16 protein-coding genes and 1 tRNA gene are annotated in these 15916 nt (G+C 49.3%); 10 read left to right on the forward strand and 7 right to left on the reverse strand.

Annotated elements, in window-relative coordinates:
- The first annotated feature begins 1 nt into the window (after position 1).
- The gene (gene sigH / locus KTH89_RS13835; protein ID WP_158344517.1) at positions 2-613 is read left to right on the forward strand and encodes an RNA polymerase sporulation sigma factor SigH; all 612 of its coding nucleotides are present in this window, start codon (positions 2-4) and stop codon (positions 611-613) included.
- A 302-nt stretch (positions 614-915) separates the two neighbouring features.
- Here the strand turns inward: sigH and KTH89_RS13840 are convergent, their stop codons facing one another.
- The gene (locus tag KTH89_RS13840) at positions 916-2217 is read right to left on the reverse strand and encodes a sensor domain-containing diguanylate cyclase (RefSeq protein WP_238722099.1); all 1302 of its coding nucleotides are present in this window, start codon (positions 2215-2217) and stop codon (positions 916-918) included.
- Positions 2218-2441: 224 nt separating this feature from the next.
- Here KTH89_RS13840 and KTH89_RS13845 point away from each other — a divergent pair.
- Positions 2442-2514: transfer RNA gene (locus tag KTH89_RS13845), tRNA-Thr, on the forward strand.
- A gap of 629 nt (positions 2515-3143) precedes the next feature.
- Here the strand turns inward: KTH89_RS13845 and KTH89_RS13850 are convergent.
- Positions 3144-3671: a YgjV family protein gene (locus tag KTH89_RS13850; protein WP_238722100.1), complete on the reverse strand. Its 528-nt coding sequence runs from the start codon at positions 3669-3671 to the stop codon at positions 3144-3146.
- A gap of 499 nt (positions 3672-4170) precedes the next feature.
- Between KTH89_RS13850 and KTH89_RS13855 the strand changes: the two genes are divergently transcribed.
- From KTH89_RS13855 to pdxR, 6 genes are all read left to right on the forward strand, one after another.
- Positions 4171-4335: a hypothetical protein gene (locus tag KTH89_RS13855; protein WP_238722101.1), complete on the forward strand. Its 165-nt coding sequence runs from the start codon at positions 4171-4173 to the stop codon at positions 4333-4335.
- A gap of 197 nt (positions 4336-4532) precedes the next feature.
- Positions 4533-5570, forward strand: a complete 1038-nt coding sequence (locus tag KTH89_RS13860; protein ID WP_238722102.1) for an XdhC family protein — start codon at positions 4533-4535, stop codon at positions 5568-5570.
- A gap of 78 nt (positions 5571-5648) precedes the next feature.
- Complete coding sequence (locus KTH89_RS13865; protein ID WP_238722103.1) at positions 5649-6815, forward strand: SAM-dependent methyltransferase; 1167 nt, start codon at positions 5649-5651, stop codon at positions 6813-6815.
- A 71-nt stretch (positions 6816-6886) separates the two neighbouring features.
- Positions 6887-7042: a hypothetical protein gene (locus tag KTH89_RS13870; RefSeq protein WP_238722104.1), complete on the forward strand. Its 156-nt coding sequence runs from the start codon at positions 6887-6889 to the stop codon at positions 7040-7042.
- Between the two features lie 79 nt (positions 7043-7121).
- Positions 7122-8783 carry a glutamine--tRNA ligase/YqeY domain fusion protein gene (locus KTH89_RS13875; protein WP_238722105.1) on the forward strand — a complete coding sequence of 554 codons (1662 nt, stop codon included), beginning with the start codon at positions 7122-7124 and terminating at the stop codon, positions 8781-8783.
- A complete protein-coding gene (gene pdxR / locus KTH89_RS13880) occupies positions 8783-10195 on the forward strand; it encodes a MocR-like pyridoxine biosynthesis transcription factor PdxR (protein ID WP_238722106.1) in 1413 nt (470 codons plus the stop codon). The genes KTH89_RS13875 and pdxR overlap by 1 nt, the downstream gene beginning before the upstream one ends.
- A gap of 226 nt (positions 10196-10421) precedes the next feature.
- Here the strand turns inward: pdxR and KTH89_RS13885 are convergent, their stop codons facing one another.
- The 3 genes from KTH89_RS13885 to KTH89_RS13895 all read right to left on the reverse strand — a co-directional run bounded on the left by KTH89_RS13885 (position 10422) and on the right by KTH89_RS13895 (position 12906).
- Complete coding sequence (locus tag KTH89_RS13885; RefSeq protein WP_238722107.1) at positions 10422-11030, reverse strand: hypothetical protein; 609 nt, start codon at positions 11028-11030, stop codon at positions 10422-10424.
- 101 nt (positions 11031-11131) lie between these two features.
- Complete coding sequence (locus KTH89_RS13890) at positions 11132-11938, reverse strand: histidinol-phosphatase HisJ family protein (protein WP_238722108.1); 807 nt, start codon at positions 11936-11938, stop codon at positions 11132-11134.
- Between the two features lie 50 nt (positions 11939-11988).
- A complete protein-coding gene (locus tag KTH89_RS13895; RefSeq protein ID WP_158348571.1) occupies positions 11989-12906 on the reverse strand; it encodes an ArsR/SmtB family transcription factor in 918 nt (305 codons plus the stop codon).
- Between the two features lie 278 nt (positions 12907-13184).
- Here KTH89_RS13895 and KTH89_RS13900 point away from each other — a divergent pair, with 278 nt between their 5' ends.
- Entirely contained in the window at positions 13185-14522 is a 1338-nt protein-coding gene (locus KTH89_RS13900) for an alanine/glycine:cation symporter family protein (RefSeq protein WP_275061801.1), read from the forward strand.
- A 21-nt stretch (positions 14523-14543) separates the two neighbouring features.
- Positions 14544-15023 (forward strand): COG2426 family protein, encoded by a 480-nt coding sequence (locus KTH89_RS13905; protein ID WP_158348572.1) that lies wholly within the window; start codon positions 14544-14546, stop codon positions 15021-15023.
- 14 nt (positions 15024-15037) lie between these two features.
- Here the strand turns inward: KTH89_RS13905 and crcB are convergent, their stop codons facing one another.
- Both crcB and KTH89_RS13915 read right to left on the reverse strand, forming a co-directional pair.
- On the reverse strand, positions 15038-15406 hold the full coding sequence (gene crcB, locus KTH89_RS13910) for a fluoride efflux transporter CrcB (RefSeq protein WP_158348573.1): 369 nt from the start codon (positions 15404-15406) through the stop codon (positions 15038-15040).
- A gap of 34 nt (positions 15407-15440) precedes the next feature.
- Entirely contained in the window at positions 15441-15893 is a 453-nt protein-coding gene (locus tag KTH89_RS13915; RefSeq protein WP_238722110.1) for a hypothetical protein, read from the reverse strand.
- Positions 15894-15916: the final 23 nt, after the last annotated feature.

Here is a 15916-nt window from a genome sequence, read left to right on the forward strand (position 1 = left end):
GATGAAAACATACGGTGATTATTCCGACGAAGAATTGATTCGGATGCTTCGGAACGGAAACGTTGAAATCACGGATTTTATCATGGAAAAATATAAGAACCTGGTCCGCAAGAAAGCGCGGGCCATGTACCTGATCGGCGGGGACAATGACGATCTGATCCAGGAGGGGATGATCGGGCTGTTCAAGGCGATCCGGGATTACCGGGAGGAAAGGGAAGCCTCTTTCTTTCATTTTGCCGATCTGTGCATCGGCAGACAGATCTACAGCGCGGTGGAGATGTCCAGGCGGAAGAAGCATCTTCCGCTGAATACCTATGTCTCTTTGTATGAGGATGCTTCGGAGGGCGGAGAGGACGGGCTTACGCTGGTGGAAGCTTTGCAGTCCATCTCCGATAAGAACCCGGAGGAGCTGCTGATCGACCAGGAGTCCGCCGTGTCTCTGGAAAAGAGGATCGATCAGTCGCTGAGTGATTTTGAAAAAGAGGTGCTGGACCGTTATCTGGCCGGAAATAATTACGCGGAGATCGCGGCGGCCCTGGAGAAAACCCCCAAGTCGGTGGATAACGCACTGCAGAGGGTAAAGAATAAGCTGCTGGATGTGTTGGAGGATTAATAGAAACCGCGGGTGATATACGGGGACGCTCCGGGCGGCCGGGTTCTTTTGTATCTCCCTGGGAGCGCAGAGGGCTAGCGCTGGAATACGCTAAGTGAAATCGAAAAGCCGGATTCAGGAACCGAGCCTATTCACCAGGAACACGTGATGTGTTCCCGGTTCAGAGGCTCTTGCCCGTCGGACGTGAAGTCCGCCGTGCATCCTGAACCCGGCTTTCCGATTTCACTAAGCGTATTCACAGCCGCCCTATGCGCTCCCAGGGAGATACAAAAGAATCCGGCCGCCCGGAGCGTCCCCGTATATCAGGGCTCATAAAAAACAATCGTATTCCGGCCTTTTTTCTTAGCGCAGTACAAAGCCTGATCCGCTTCCCGGTACAGGGTTTCAAAGCTTTTTCCGTCGCCCTGATACATAGCGCCGCCCACGCTGCAGGTTATAAAGAGTTCTTTTTCTTGTTCCACTTGATATAACGGCACTGTCTGAAAGATCATCGAAGCCCTCTTTTTGGCATCCTCCTGTGAGCTGACATTTTTCAGCAGAATCAGGAATTCATCTCCGCCTATTCTGCCGATCACATCATCTTTCCGGAAGAGCAGTTTTAACATTTCCGCTATTTTTTGTAGCACGGTATCACCAAAAGGGTGGCCCAGCTGATCGTTCACCTGTTTGAAATGATCCAGGTCAATAAATAACAGCGCGTGGTTGTGAAGGGGCCCGGAATCTTTGATACATTCCATGATCCGGGATATCGTGCTTTCCCGGTTATAAAGCCCGGTCAGAGGATCGATTTCCGATTTTATTTTTAGGCGCTCTTTATCCCGTATTTCCTCGTCCAGATCGTTTAAGACGATGGTAATCCGCAGCGTATTCGTTATTTTTGAGAAGTAAAGGCGGGCCTTGAATTCGATCCATTTATAGTCCGTCTGGTTGACCGACAGACAGGTAAGATGGCTGAAATCTTTTTTGCCATCCCGGTATAGGTTCATCAATACCCGGATATCAAAGAAATTCAGGAACGCTTCCGCATAATCGTTGTGAACCATGTGGGCAGCCAGGAATTCCATAGCTTCCGTAAAAGAAACGGCTTTTAACATGCAATGGGATAAGGAAGATCCTTCCGCCAGCAGTAATTGATCCAAGGTTAGATCCGCTTCGATTACGCCTTCAAACATTTGCCGGGAAAGCTTGCGGTTTTCTCTCTCCTCCGCCAGCTGCACCTGGGCAGTTACGTCGCGGGCTACCCCGTAGATCCCGATCACTTTTCCGTCCGGATTCTTAATCAGATATTTGGAAGTGGAAGAATAGCTTTTCCGTCCGTCCTGGTCCGGGATCGGTTCGATATGGTCTTTCATGGGAATACCGGTTTCCAGTATCCTGCGGTCATCCTGTGTGTACCGTTTGGCCAGTTCCGGTTCAAAGATATCAAAATCAGACTTGCCGGCCAGATCATTCACATGCTGGTGTCCGACCATGTTGGCGAACGCCTGGGACGCAAAGATATAATTCAGGTTGCTGTCTTTTATAAAAATCAGATCCGGCGTATTGGCCAGAAAAGACCGGAAGGTCAATAGCATAAAAGTATCCGTATCATTTTCACGAATCATAATATATAGGTCAACTCCTGCTCTGTTGATTTCATATAAGTGTATCATAAAGCATATGGGATGTGAATAGTTAAATATGTTTAAGAATTACAGCAACGACACGGTTGTTCCCGGGATACTACGAGTTATTTATCGAATTGTGTAAAAAAAATAAAAAATTTTGGCAAATTAATATTGACAATTAGTAGGAGCATATAGTATAGTATACAAGGTTGCTGAAACACGCTGTCATAGCTCAGACGGTAGAGCGCAGCATTGGTAGTGCTGAGGTCATGGGTTCGATTCCCATTGACAGCTTATGAGAAGACTTTCCAAGGAATATATCCTTTGAGAGTCTTTTTTTTATAGTTATGAGCACTTATCGCCTGTACAGCTGTTTTAACCGTCACAAGGTGGCAAATTGTTCCATAGGTAGACCCGGAAAACCCGCATGAAATGGGCATATTCTCAAATCCTATGAATAAAGTGGCATAACCTGTAACAGCATGGTTTTGTAAAGTTGGGCACCATTTGGGCACCACAAAATACAAAATCAGCAAGCCCTTGTCCGGCCTCCGAGAGCAGATGATGATATGTTACAGGTACGTACCGAAAGGAACTTGTAACTGGAACATTAGACTCTAAAATTCTCTGCCAGAATGGGCCTTTGCGGATGCCAAACCGAATGGGCCTGTTATGATTATCCTATAGCCCCGAAAACGGGCTTCTATCGTTTTCCGCATGACCGCCCCGGCATGAAATTGGCCCTGTCTCATACCGGGGCTATTTCCATGCGCGGCGCGAATCCCAATCCCACGCAAAACAATCGTGGCAGCAGAATAGGAGTGTATATACTCCTGCTCTGCTTGCCACGATTGAAAACAACAAAATGGGTAGTACGTCTTTACCCAATAAGACGAAGGTAAATCAGCCCGACAAACCGGAAGTCATTCCTGTTCAGTTCCGAGATTTTTCCAGCCATACCTGGCAATAGAAATTCCGATGGAAATTTCGCTTACCGCTTCATCAATTATTCCCGCCCACGCTCCAACAATAATATTATAAATCATCCAAAGCGGTGAATTAATTAGCATAGTCACCAATCGTATTGTTCTCGCATTATAAGTATATGCCCCAATGGTAACTGCTACATTTGCTGCAACAGGTAATATACTAATCCATCCGACCCAGGTAAGTATCAAAACAGCAACCTGCATAAAGCAGATAATTATACACATTTTTTTGCTTCTGCCAAAGTCCCACCTGCTGCTTAAGCAAAATGAACGAATGGCGTTTATAATGTAACTTATTCCCCCAGTTGTAGCTCCTAAAAGAAGTAAATGAATTGTATATAACAAGTAAGATAGAAATTGAAATCGGAATAATGTTTTATTATTTCGACACTGGAACGATATAAAGAACAATATAGCTCCCATGAAGCCTAAAATTTGAATAACTATGTATGATTTTGTCAACTTAAACTTCTCCCCACAAATCCCGATCTGTCAAGTGCGCCTTATGCGCCAAAGACGACCAAACCTAACTTAGCTTTTTCCATTCTAATATTTGCGTGCGCAATTGTCAAACAACTCATTTCGTGTCATAACACTATGTTACTGTCCAGAACTCTTTTTGTTCGTTTTGACACCATTTTGCCACTTTACAGATAAATTCATTCTATATGAAACCCAGTAACCATGCGCTTTTTAGCTTATAGAAACGCCGCAACCAGCTGGAAAAATAACTATTTTTTATAGCTATGAGCACTTGCGGCTGCTTTTTAGCCGCTTACGTGCGATGCATGAAAAATAGTCAGCGAGGCTTTTTCGAGCGCTACTATTTTTTATTCCATAGGGAAGTGCGCCTATGGAATAAAATAAATACGGAAAACCGGCTTCCTGCATATTATCCTACATAAATGGAACGCTAAAATGGTATACGAACTGTACAAACGGAATATGCATGGAGGAAAATATGAGCCAAAAAGAGACAGAAAACCGAAAGGGCCAGGAAGTCCGGGCCAGAAAAAAAGAAAATGAAGAATTTAACAGCATTACCAATAAGGAGAAAGTAGAAAACCAGAACCAGCGCCATAACGCCCGCAAGGAAGGCATCGGGGCCATATACAAAAAAAGATAACTTGGAATTATGAATTAAAGACCATTACTCTAAGCCGGTGGAATCTTCCATCGGCTTTATCCCTGCCCGATACTATGGCGGCCGTATCCTTTGAGTTTTTTCCTATAGTATGATAGTATTTTAATAATGTAACGGATTTTGGAGAAACAAAAGATGAGAAGTCAGAACGAAAGATAGAAAAAAGGAGGAATTGTGCTGTGAATACCCAGTCGTTGTATCAAAAATTATTATCCGCGCTCAAAGCAGGCACCTGCTGCCAGATCCTTTCCCAATATGCGAAAGACGCGGGTAAACCGGCGGAAAAGCGGTTCCTGCCATCTGAAAGCGAAGAGGAGTTTGCCGCTTTGTTTCCAAACGGCATGACAACCGTAGAGGAGGCGGATGGGACCGTCACGGTACGGGAACCATTTTATCCGGAAGAGAGGCTGATCATACTGGGCGGGGGACATGTGGCTCTGGCTCTGGTTGAATTCGCTGCCAAAGTTGGATTCACGGTCACTGTTGTGGATGACCGTCCGTCGTTCGCTAACGCGGCCCGGTTTCCCCAGGCCCGGCATGTGATCTGCGACGCTTTTCCAAAAGCCATAAAAGAGCTGCAGATCACAGCCTATGATTACGTGGCGATTCTAACAAGAGGGCACAGGTATGATCTGGACTGCCTGCGGATAATCTTGGACGGTACTCTGCCGTATTATCTGGGCATGATCGGGTCCAAACGGCGGGTGAGCGGGATCCGGGAGATGCTGATGGCGGAAGGCTGTACAAAAGACGTACTTTCCCGTCTGTGCGCGCCCATCGGACTGCATATCGGCGCGCTGACACCGGAAGAGATCGGCATCTCTATTGTGGCCCAGCTGATCAGCAAGCGAAGGCTTTGCGAGGTGACGGAAGCTAAGAAAAGCAATAAGATCCTAAATGGTTCCGATGTGGACTTTGAGGTGCTTAAGGAGCTGGCGGCAGAAGACAAAGGCCCCAGAGCTGTGGTTACCGTGATTTCCTCCAAAGGCCCAACCCCCAGAAAGGCAGGCGCCAAGATGGTGGTCTATCCAACCGGACAGCTGGTCGGAAGCATCGGCGGGGGATGCAGTGAACACGGGGTAATCCTGCGCGCGCGAAAGCTGATTGGCACAGGCACGTATGAGTTCTTTACCGTAGATCTAACCGGCGATGTGGCGGAAGAGGAGGGAATGGTCTGCGGGGGTATATTGACGGTGCTGATCGAAGACATAACCTAATTCTTGAGTCATTTCAAGGCTTACGAATGTATAAATTTACCATTTTCTTGCAACACTCTAACAAAGGAGTGAGCAAGCATGAAACAAGAAATGGATTACATCGTAAAACATCTGGAAAAATTTGATCAGGTCCCGTTCTGCGTGGCAATGGACCAAAAGGAATACCGGATCGGAGCCGGAGATCCGAAATTCCGGGTTGTGCTGCGTAACCCGATTCCGAAGACCGCCCTGCTGACCAGTACGTCGCTGGCCCTGGGAGAATCCTACATGAAAGGAGACCTGGAGGTGGAAGGGGATCTTTTCTCGGCGCTGGATCTGTTCCTGGGACAGATGGAGCGGTTCATGACCAACAAGACGGTGCTTCATAAGCTGATCCACACCTCCACCTCTATGAAAAACCAAAAAGCGGAGGTTTCCTCTCATTATGATATCGGGAACGATTTTTACCGGCTGTGGCTGGACGAGACGCTTTCCTATTCCTGCGGGTATTTTGCGAAGCCACAGGATACGCTCTATGAAGCTCAGATGGGAAAGATCCATCATACGCTGGATAAGCTGGAGCTGGAAAAAGATATGTTTTTGCTGGACATTGGCTGCGGCTGGGGATATATGCTGATCGAGGCGGCGAAGAAATATCATGTGAAGGGAATCGGGATCACGCTCAGCGAGGAACAGTGCAAAGCCTGCCGGCAGCGGATCGAGGAGGAAGGCCTGCGGGGGGAAGTCCAGGTGTATGTGATGGACTACCGGGAACTGGCCGGTTCCGGCATGCGGTTTGACCGCGTGGTCAGCGTGGGGATGTTAGAGCATGTGGGCCGCCAGAACTATGAGCTGTTTTTAAAAAGCGTGGATTCGGTCCTGAAGCCGTCGGGCTTGTTCCTATTGCACTATATCAGCGCGCTTAAGGAGCATCCGGGAGACCCATGGATTAAGAAATATATATTCCCGGGCGGAATGATCCCTTCCCTTAGGGAGATGATCCAATTGTTTGGGGATCACCGGTACTATACCCTGGACGTGGAAAGCTTAAGACGGCACTATGTGAAAACCCTTCTTTGCTGGAGAGACAATTTTGAAAAACATCGGGAAGAAATCGCGGAAATGTTCGACACGGAATTCGTAAGAATGTGGGAGCTGTATCTGTGCAGCTGCGCGGCTTCCTTTGATAATGGTATCGTGGATCTCCATCAGATCCTACTGTCCAAGGGAGTGAACAACCGTATTCCAATGACCCGTCCCTGTTAGGAAGCCAATGACCCGTCCCTGTCAGGAAGCCAATGGCCCGGTCCTGTCAGGAAGCTTGAAAGGAGCGGGAGATGAACGGTCTGACGGAGTTTGCAGAGTTTATGAAAAAATACTTTTCCAATACTAAGGTTTATGATATGATACTATATAGCATTCAGAAGAGAAGTAAGAGGATACCGGCGGAGCAACAGACGCCGGTATCCTTATCCGGTCTGTGCCTGGGGTAAATTCCGCGAGGACGAGACGCAGCCGCAGCCGGAAAATAAAAAACGGAAGAACATCGGAACGAGGAGGGCGTAATTCGCTATGGAAGAAACAGTTTCCAAAAATTTTATTGAACAGATTATTGAGAAGGATCTCGCAGAAGGGCATTGCACGGAAGTGTGTACCAGGTTCCCTCCGGAGCCTAACGGATACCTTCATATAGGACATGCCAAGTCCATACTTTTGAACTACGGTCTGGCGCAAGAGTATCACGGAAAATTCAACATGCGGTTTGACGATACGAATCCGACCAAGGAAAAGGAAGAATTCGTGGAGTCCATAAAAGAAGATATCAAATGGCTGGGCGCGGACTGGGAAGACCGGCTGTATTTTGCTTCCGACTATTTCCAGAAGATGTACGAAGCCGCGGTGACGCTGATTAAAAAGGGAAAGGCCTTTGTGTGCGACCTGTCTGCGGAGCAGATCCGGGAATACAGGGGAACGCTGACAGAACCAGGTAAGGACAGCCCGTACCGGAACCGCAGCGTGGAAGAAAACCTGGACCTGTTTGAGAAAATGAAAAACGGTGAATTCGCGGACGGAGAAAAGGTACTCCGGGCGAAAATAGATATGGCCTCCCCAAATATCAATATGCGGGATCCGGTTATTTACCGGGTGGCCCATATTTCTCATCACAGAACAGGCGATCAGTGGTGCATCTATCCGATGTATGATTTCGCCCATCCCCTGGAGGACGCGTTCGAGGGAGTGACCCATTCGGTCTGCACCCTGGAATTCGAAGACCACCGGCCGCTGTATGACTGGGTGGTGAAGGAGGTCGGGTTTGCGTGTCCGCCCAAGCAGATCGAATTTGCGAAATTGTATCTGACCAATGTAGTGACCGGCAAGCGGTATATCAAGAAGCTGGTGGAAGAGGGGATCGTGGACGGCTGGGACGACCCGCGTCTGGTATCCATCGCCGCGCTGCGCCGCAGGGGCTTTACGCCGGAATCCATCAAGCTGTTCGTGGACTTGTGCGGCGTCTCCAAGAGCAACAGTTCTGTGGACTATGCGATGTTAGAGTATTGTATCCGGGAGGACCTGAAACTGAGAAAACCCCGGATGATGGCGGTTTTAGATCCGGTGAAACTCATTATCGACAACTATCCGGAAGGGCAGGTGGAGTATTTCGACGTGCCCAACAATCTGGAAAATGAGGAACTGGGCAGCAGAAAAGTCCCGTTCAGCCGCGAGCTGTACATTGAGCGGGAAGACTTTATGGAGGAGCCTCCGAAGAAATATTTCCGTCTGTTCCCTGGAAATGAGGTCCGCCTCATGAATGCCTACTTTGTCACCTGCGTGGACTATAAAAAGGACGCGGACGGCAGGATCACCGAGATTCACTGCACCTATGACCCGGAGACCAGAAGCGGTTCCGGCTTCACCGGACGCAAGGTAAAAGGGACGATCCACTGGGTGTCCGCGGCGCAGTCCATACCGGCGCAGGTGCGGCTGTACGAGAATATTATCGATGAGGAAAAGGGCGTCTATAATGAGGACGGCTCCCTGAACCTGAATCCGAATTCTTTGACTATATTGGAGAACTGCCGGCTGGAGCCTGCGTTCGCGGGGGTAAAGGCCTATGACAGCTTCCAGTTCGTCCGGCAGGGATACTTCTGCGTGGATGCCAAAGATTCCAGACCGGACGCCCTGGTATTTAACCGGATCGTATCGCTGAAGAGCTCTTTCAAGCTTCCGAAATAATGCAGGAGCTGACGATGGAGCTTGACGGCAAAAGTAAGACGCCGCTCTATGAACAGATTTATGAATTTATAAAATCGGAGCTTCAGGCGGGAAGGATACGGTATAAGGAGAAACTGCCGTCCGCCCGCGCTCTGGCCGCGCATCTTGCGGTGAGCAGAAGTACGGTGGATCTGGCCTATGAGCAGCTCCGCTCGGAGGGTTATATAGAAGCGGTGCCCTGCAAGGGATATTTTGCCTGTCAGTTAGAAGGGGTGTTCCGCTGGGAGGAGAATCCCGGAATCAGGCAGAGGGAAGACAGCGATCCCCACAGAGATTATCTCTATGATTTTACCCCGAACGGAGTGGATCTGGAACGGTTTCCGTTCAACATCTGGAGGAAGATCAACCGGCAGGTCTTGTCTGAGGAACATACGGATCTGTTCCTGCTTGGGAATCCCCAGGGGGAGTCCGGCCTGCGGGAAGCCATCGCGCGTTATCTGCATCAGGCCCGGGGAGTAAAGTGTACACCGGAACAGATCGTGATCGGTGCGGGGAACGATTATCTGCTGATGCTTCTGTCCCGCATATTGGGAACGGGACGGCAGGTGGCGATGGAAGACCCCACTTACCGGCAGGCATACTGTGTCTTTGAAAATCTGGGATATTCCATGTGCACCGTGGAAATGGATGCCATGGGAATGATGGTCGAAGAACTTGAAAAGACGGAGGCCGATCTGGCCTATGTGATGCCGTCCCACCAGTATCCAATGGGGATCGTCATGCCGATTGGCAGGAGATATCAGCTGCTGCAGTGGGCGGCTAAGCGGGAGAACCGGTATATTATCGAAGATGATTATGACAGCGAATTCCGCTATCGGGGAAAGCCCATACCGGCGCTGCAGGGATATGACCGGAAGGATAAGGTAATCTATCTGGGAACCTTCTCCAAATCCATCGCGCCGGCCATACGGATCAGCTACATGGTATTGCCGCCGTCCCTTTGCAGGCTTTATGAACGGACAGCGATGCTGTTTTCTTCGACGGTATCCAGAATAGATCAGCGGACTTTGGAGGTCTTTATCCGGGGAGGCCATTTTGAGCGTCATCTAAACCGGATGCGAACCGTCTACAAAGGGAAACACGATCTGCTGGTGGAACATCTGAAAGACCTGAGAGCCGTGTGCAGTATATCCGGTGAGCAGGCGGGCGTACATCTGCTCGCCCGGTTTGAGGACGGGAGAACTGAAAAAGAATTAATCGGCGCAGCCCGGGACCATCGGATAAAAGTATACGGCCTGTCTGAAAACATTGTGCGGCATCATGCCCGGGAGGGCGCGGGAAGAGAGCCGGCCGGAATTATACTGGGTTATGCGGCGCTGAGCGAAGAACAGATCTGTCAGGCAACCGATATTTTAAAAACGGCCTGGCTATGACTGCCGTAAGGCAGTTCCTTTCCGCCGCATGACGAGTAAACGGTTTTTTTCTATTTCTGAAAGAACTTACCTGTAATGAAATGGGGCTGTGAAAAAAACAGTCTGAATACAAAGAGGACTTTTCCGCCGCGTTGCCCTGACGGTAAGTCCTCTTCCTGTTCAGACTGTTTTTCACAGTCCCTGTTTTGTAAGCAAGATCAATCACATAGTATTTGCTTTCTATCTTTTATTCTTCTTCGTCCTCGGAATCCTCATCCAATTCAAAATCCAGATCCAGATCGTCAAATTCCGGGAGATCATTTTCCAGATCCGCGATCTCCTCAGGAGTCAAAGCATCCTCCAGTTCGATCCCCTCGATATCAGAGTAATCCTCATCCTCATCGGGATCTTCTTCGTTATCTTCGTCAGACACGGAATCCGTATCTTCCGTATCCGCATCTTCCAGCGCGGCGGCTAATTCATCGTCCGCCGGAGTATCGTCTGCCAAGGAAGCTTCCGCCTTAACTACATCAGACTGCACATCGTCCGACGGAGCTTCTTCCGCCTGTCCGCCATCTTCGGAGGAGGAGTCCGCTTCGGCGGGTTTGTCGTCCTCTGTCTGCGTATCGAATTTCAGCGGCACATATTCTCTGGAGGCTGTGGACGAACCCGGCTCGTCGTCGATAAAATCCACATCTTCGTCTTCCTCTTCCAGATCCTCATCATAATCGTCATATTCATCCTTGCAGGAATCCAGCAGCTGCCTGTATTTTTTATAATAAGCGATGCCGGCGGCCACTGCCGTACCAATGATCGCAGTAGCGGCCACTATTTTGCCCCAACCCTTCTTTGCCATATAAAAATCTCCTTCCTGTTCCTATCTAGTTTATGCATTTATCAATATTGTAATACTATTTTTTACAATTGAAAAGGGATTCTATAGAAAATTTCGATTTGTTATGAAATTTTAATAAATTCCGGTTTGCGGTTCCGGAACACGGTATAATAGCGGAAACCACACCCGGTCAGCAATTCTTCCAGCAGCGGGAAGGAATAGGCGATGTGTTCCGGCCTGTGGGCGTCGCTGCCGATGGTCAGGATTTCACCGCCCAGCTCTTTATAGCGTTTCAATACATCGGGATGGGGATTCGTCTGTCCGAGTCCGTATTTATAACCGGCGGTGTTGACCTCGATCCCCAGCCCGCGGTCGATCAGCGCCTTCAGAATCGTATCCAGAACATCCCGGTAGGCTTCATAGGAATAATATTTGTTTCGATTCGGACCGTAACGCACCACATAATCCAGATGGCCATAGACCTGATAACCATCAAATGCGTCTATATTTTCCAATATGGAATCAAAATATTCCCGGTAGCCTTCCTCTTCGGTGATACCCTCGAAATAATTCTTCTGGTAAGGGTCCTTTCCGTGAGCCAGATGGGAAGATCCGATGATGAAATCAAAGGGGTATTTTTGCACATATTCCCGGTAGCCTTCCGCCAGATGAGGCTGCAGGCCCATCTCGACGCCCAACAGCAGTTCGATCTGCCCCTCATATTTTTCTTTGTATTTGAGGTAATCTTCCACATAAGGGTCGGTGTCAAAGTACCATACCATTCCGTCGGTTTCGTAATCCCAGTCCTGGTGGTCCGTAAGGCACATCCGTTTTAAGCCGAGACCAATGGCGGCCCGGATCATCTCCTCCATGGAACTGTCGGAATCCGGAGAATAACTGCAGTGTAAGTGAAAGTCGGAACATATCATGGATTTTATCCCTCCTGATCTGAATAAAAATGGCTGATGATAAAAAGATGTCAATAAAACAGTTTCAGTTCGATATTTTGCGGATAATCTCCGAAGCTGTCTCCGAAGATATTCACACCGCCGATATGTTTAGCGTCCTCTTTGATACCGATTCGCACCGAGATATAAGGGTGGTCGGCCAGGGCGTAATCTTCCAGCGGGCAGGGGCTGACCTTTACTCCGTTCAGATAAGTCCCGTTTTTGGTAAAACGCCAGGTCTTGAGTTTCCCATATTGGGAATTTTTATTGGGCCACCAGTCGGGATTCAGTTTTCCCCGCCTGCCGCCGAAGTCCGACGGGCATGTCCAGGTGCCGGCGTCCAGTCCGTTTACCCACAAGGTGATATCCGAGGGGCAGTCCAGATTATAATCCACGGTTTCCGAACACAGCTCCGCGGATACCTCCATGCTCTTTAAATGCACGTTCTGCAGGGAGGCGTTGGGAAACCGGTATTCCACATACCCGGACCCGAACCAGAGAAGTTTGGCCTCTGAACGCTTGGGATTATAAAAGACGCGCGGCTCGTCCTCCTCGTCGATATGTCCCGCGTTGCTGACGATCCCGCAGGTGGGCGTCACCTGATAATCCACAAAGCTGCCGATGGGCATGCTGATGACCTCGGATTTCTGCGTCTCTTCCGCGGGAGGGTCCAGTGAGATGTGCAGCAGGTCCAGCTGGCGGCTGCATATTTTCATAGAGCCGCGGGTGGCCGGTTTGAGGGAGGTCGAGATCAGGCCGCTTTCCTCCAGCACCTTGACATGCATGGCGGAGGAGGAGGCTGGGATACCCAGCCGGTCGGCGATCTCATTCACATTCAAAGGCTCCTTGCCCAGAAGCCTAAGTATCCGGATCCGGATATCCGAGGACAGAGCCTTGCCGACTAAAGAAAGCCGTTCACTATTTAAGTCAATCGTCTGTTCCTGTAACATAAAAAAGTCTCCTTAAAGGTTGTATTATAACAGGATTCTTGTTTTGAAAACATTGTAACACATGACGCCGTTTTGTCAACCTTAACGGGAAACCTTAACCGAAACCTTAACAGTTTTCTGTCTTTCCAGGAATTGGAACTTATGATATACTAAATTTGTTGTGCTGATTTTAACTTTTTAGTTATAAGCAGAATACAAAAGAAAAGATATGGGGTGGGGATGACGTGGATATTCAGGAAATAATAAAGTCGGTCAATGATTTCGTATGGGGGCCTGTGATGCTGGTCCTGCTGGTGGGAACCGGGATTTTTCTTACGGTGAGGCTTCATTTTTTGCCCTGGAGAAATCTGCCGCATGCGTTCAAAGCTATTTTTTCCAAGTCGAAAGGAGACAGCCAGGGGGATATTTCCCCGTTCCAGTCGCTGATGACGGCGCTGGCTGCTACCATAGGCACCGGGAACATCGTCGGTGTGGCTACGGCCATGGTGTCCGGCGGAGCCGGCGCGCTGGTTTGGATGTGGCTGTCCGCGCTGTTCGGCCTATCCACGAAGTATGCGGAGAGCGTTCTGGCGGTGAAGTACCGGACCGTAAATGCGAACCAGGAGATGGCCGGCGGGCCGATGTACGCCATGACAAATGGGTTTAAGATCAAATGGATCGGGGCGGCGCTGGCTTTTCTGTTTTCCCTGTTCGCGGTTCTGGCCTCCTTTGGGATCGGTAATCTGACGCAGGCAAATTCTATCGCGGATGCGGTAAACACCACCTTTGGCATCCCGGTATGGATTACCGGGGCGGTTATAACCGTGCTGGCCCTGCTGGTGCTGATGGGGGGAATCAAAAGTATCGGCCGGGTATGCGGATTTATCGTACCGATTATGGCGGTATTCTATTTTCTGGCCGCCCTTGTTACGATATTGATGAATCATGCGAATGTAGCGGAGGGAATCAGTGAGATCTTCCGGATGGCCTTTTCGGTCAAAGCGGTAGCAGGCGGCGTAGGCGGCACGATCGTGGCCGGTATGTTCCAGTCGATGCGCTGGGGCGTGGCCAGAGGGGTCTTTTCCAATGAAGCGGGCCTTGGGTCCGCGCCGATCGCGGCAGCGGCGGCAAAGACGGACCATTCGTCCCGTCAGGGGTATATCAATATGACAGGCACATTTCTGGATACCATCGTCATGTGTACCATGACGGGCCTAGTGATCGCCTCATCCGGCGTGCTGGGAGTCACGGACGCGGCGGGAAAGACCCTTGACGGCGCGCAGCTGACCATCCGGGCGTTCTCCACCGCCATGGGACCGGCGGGGGCCTGGATTATTACCATCGGGATCGCGCTGTTTGCCTTTTCCACTATCCTGGGCTGGGAATATTATGGGGAAAAAGCGTTGGAATATCTGGTGCGTTCGACAAAAGCGAACAAATTATACCGGCTGGTCTTCTCCCTGGTGGTGTTCCTGGGAGCGACGACCACGCTGCAAATGGTCTGGAATATTTCGGATACCATGAACGGCCTGATGGCGATTCCGAATCTGATCTGTCTGCTGGTCCTGAACAAATCGGTGGCCGAAGAATGTTTTGATTATCAGAAAAATATATTAAAGCGGAACAAGAAAAATTAAAAACGAACGCTTGGAGGTAAAATGTTTATCAAGTATTTTTGGGTATTTTTTATTTCTATGGTACCGCTGGTTGAACTTCGGGGAGCGATTCCATTTTCACAAGTGGAGGGACTGCCTCTGCTTACGTCCTATATCGTAGCGATTTTGGGCAATATGCTTCCGGTGCCTTTCATTTATCTGTTTGCAAGGAAAATCCTGGAATGGGGAGCGGATAAGCCGGTGATCGGCAAATTCTTCCGTTTCTGCCTGGAAAAAGGAAAAAAAGGCGGAGAAAAACTGCAGGAAAAAGCAGGGCGGGGGCTTTTTATCGCACTGCTTGTGTTCGTGGGAATTCCATTGCCCGGAACCGGGGCCTGGACCGGCACGCTTGCGGCCAGTCTTCTGGATATGGATTTCAAATCCAGCGTGCTGGCCGTTATGGGAGGCGTCCTGGTGGCCGGTGTAATCATGGGGCTTGCAAGCGCTGGAGTCCTTGGATTCCTGAACAATATTATCTTTTAGGGAATCGGCGAATCCTATCCCCTATGGGCAAAAGAAGAAAGACAGCTTCCCAATACGACCCCCAAAATGCAGAGAATAAGGCTCAAGCTCATATAGCTGCAAGCGCCAAGGATTTTCCCCTGTTCGAGTAATTGAACGGACTCAAGGGAAAATGTGGAGAAGGTCGTAAAACCGCCGCACACACCCGTTTTCAAAAAGAGGGATTGATTTTTTGAGATTTTTCCATAGCTCAGCATACCTGCCACGAATCCTATGAAGACGGCGCCAAGTAAATTAGTCAGCAAGGTTAAAATAGGATACGATGTTTTTATGGGAATCAGGCTAATCAAATAACGCAATACTGCGCCGATTGCCCCGCCCAGACCAACGAACAGGATGTTCATTAGGTTCCCTCCTTCGAATAACGGTTTATTCAGTCTATTGGTTCCAAAGATTCGGAGTGTCAGACGCTTTTGTGTACCGGAAGGCGGAGTCATTGGGAAGATTCTCCCATGTTGAATCCGTAAACGTAACGGTTGCCGTCTGACCATCACTTATAATCAGACCGCTGATCGGATGCCCCGCGGCATCTGTCGCTGTAAAATGCATTCCTTCAGCAGTCAGTTCTCCGATACCGTCCTCCAGTGTAGTCAGACGGTAAATCCCTATTTGCACAATATATGTCCCGCCGTTCCCTTTCGCAATCTCAAGATTCGGTTCTTGCGCGTCGCTGTCCAAATATTCTCCGATATAGGCGGTGTCATCGGATACATCCCCGTTAATTTCTAATTCTGTATTGCTGCTTTTTTGTACTGCGCTGTTGTTAACTGTTCCGCAGGCACTCAGACAGAATACCAGGCTCATGAGGTATAATAAAGCTGTTTTTTTCATTCTTCTGTCTCTCCTACATAACT

Origin of the sequence: Diplocloster agilis, from assembly GCF_019042275.1 — a bacterium.
GTDB lineage: Bacteria > Bacillota > Clostridia > Lachnospirales > Lachnospiraceae > Diplocloster > Diplocloster agilis.

What these genes read in the sequence shown, in the direction of transcription:
- sigH (WP_158344517.1), top strand. Translation starts at nt 2, where the DNA reads ATGAAAACATACGGTGATTATTCCGACGAAGAATTGATTCGGATGCTT.
- KTH89_RS13840 (WP_238722099.1), bottom strand. Translation starts at nt 2,217, where the DNA reads ATGATTCGTGAAAATGATACGGATACTTTTATGCTATTGACCTTCCGG.
- KTH89_RS13855 (WP_238722101.1), top strand. Translation starts at nt 4,171, where the DNA reads ATGAGCCAAAAAGAGACAGAAAACCGAAAGGGCCAGGAAGTCCGGGCC.
- KTH89_RS13865 (WP_238722103.1), top strand. Translation starts at nt 5,649, where the DNA reads ATGAAACAAGAAATGGATTACATCGTAAAACATCTGGAAAAATTTGAT.
- KTH89_RS13870 (WP_238722104.1), top strand. Translation starts at nt 6,887, where the DNA reads ATGAACGGTCTGACGGAGTTTGCAGAGTTTATGAAAAAATACTTTTCC.
- KTH89_RS13875 (WP_238722105.1), top strand. Translation starts at nt 7,122, where the DNA reads ATGGAAGAAACAGTTTCCAAAAATTTTATTGAACAGATTATTGAGAAG.
- pdxR (WP_238722106.1), top strand. Translation starts at nt 8,783, where the DNA reads ATGCAGGAGCTGACGATGGAGCTTGACGGCAAAAGTAAGACGCCGCTC.
- KTH89_RS13885 (WP_238722107.1), bottom strand. Translation starts at nt 11,030, where the DNA reads ATGGCAAAGAAGGGTTGGGGCAAAATAGTGGCCGCTACTGCGATCATT.
- KTH89_RS13890 (WP_238722108.1), bottom strand. Translation starts at nt 11,938, where the DNA reads ATGATATGTTCCGACTTTCACTTACACTGCAGTTATTCTCCGGATTCC.
- KTH89_RS13895 (WP_158348571.1), bottom strand. Translation starts at nt 12,906, where the DNA reads ATGTTACAGGAACAGACGATTGACTTAAATAGTGAACGGCTTTCTTTA.
- KTH89_RS13900 (WP_275061801.1), top strand. Translation starts at nt 13,185, where the DNA reads ATGCTGGTCCTGCTGGTGGGAACCGGGATTTTTCTTACGGTGAGGCTT.
- KTH89_RS13905 (WP_158348572.1), top strand. Translation starts at nt 14,544, where the DNA reads ATGTTTATCAAGTATTTTTGGGTATTTTTTATTTCTATGGTACCGCTG.
- crcB (WP_158348573.1), bottom strand. Translation starts at nt 15,406, where the DNA reads ATGAACATCCTGTTCGTTGGTCTGGGCGGGGCAATCGGCGCAGTATTG.
- KTH89_RS13915 (WP_238722110.1), bottom strand. Translation starts at nt 15,893, where the DNA reads ATGAAAAAAACAGCTTTATTATACCTCATGAGCCTGGTATTCTGTCTG.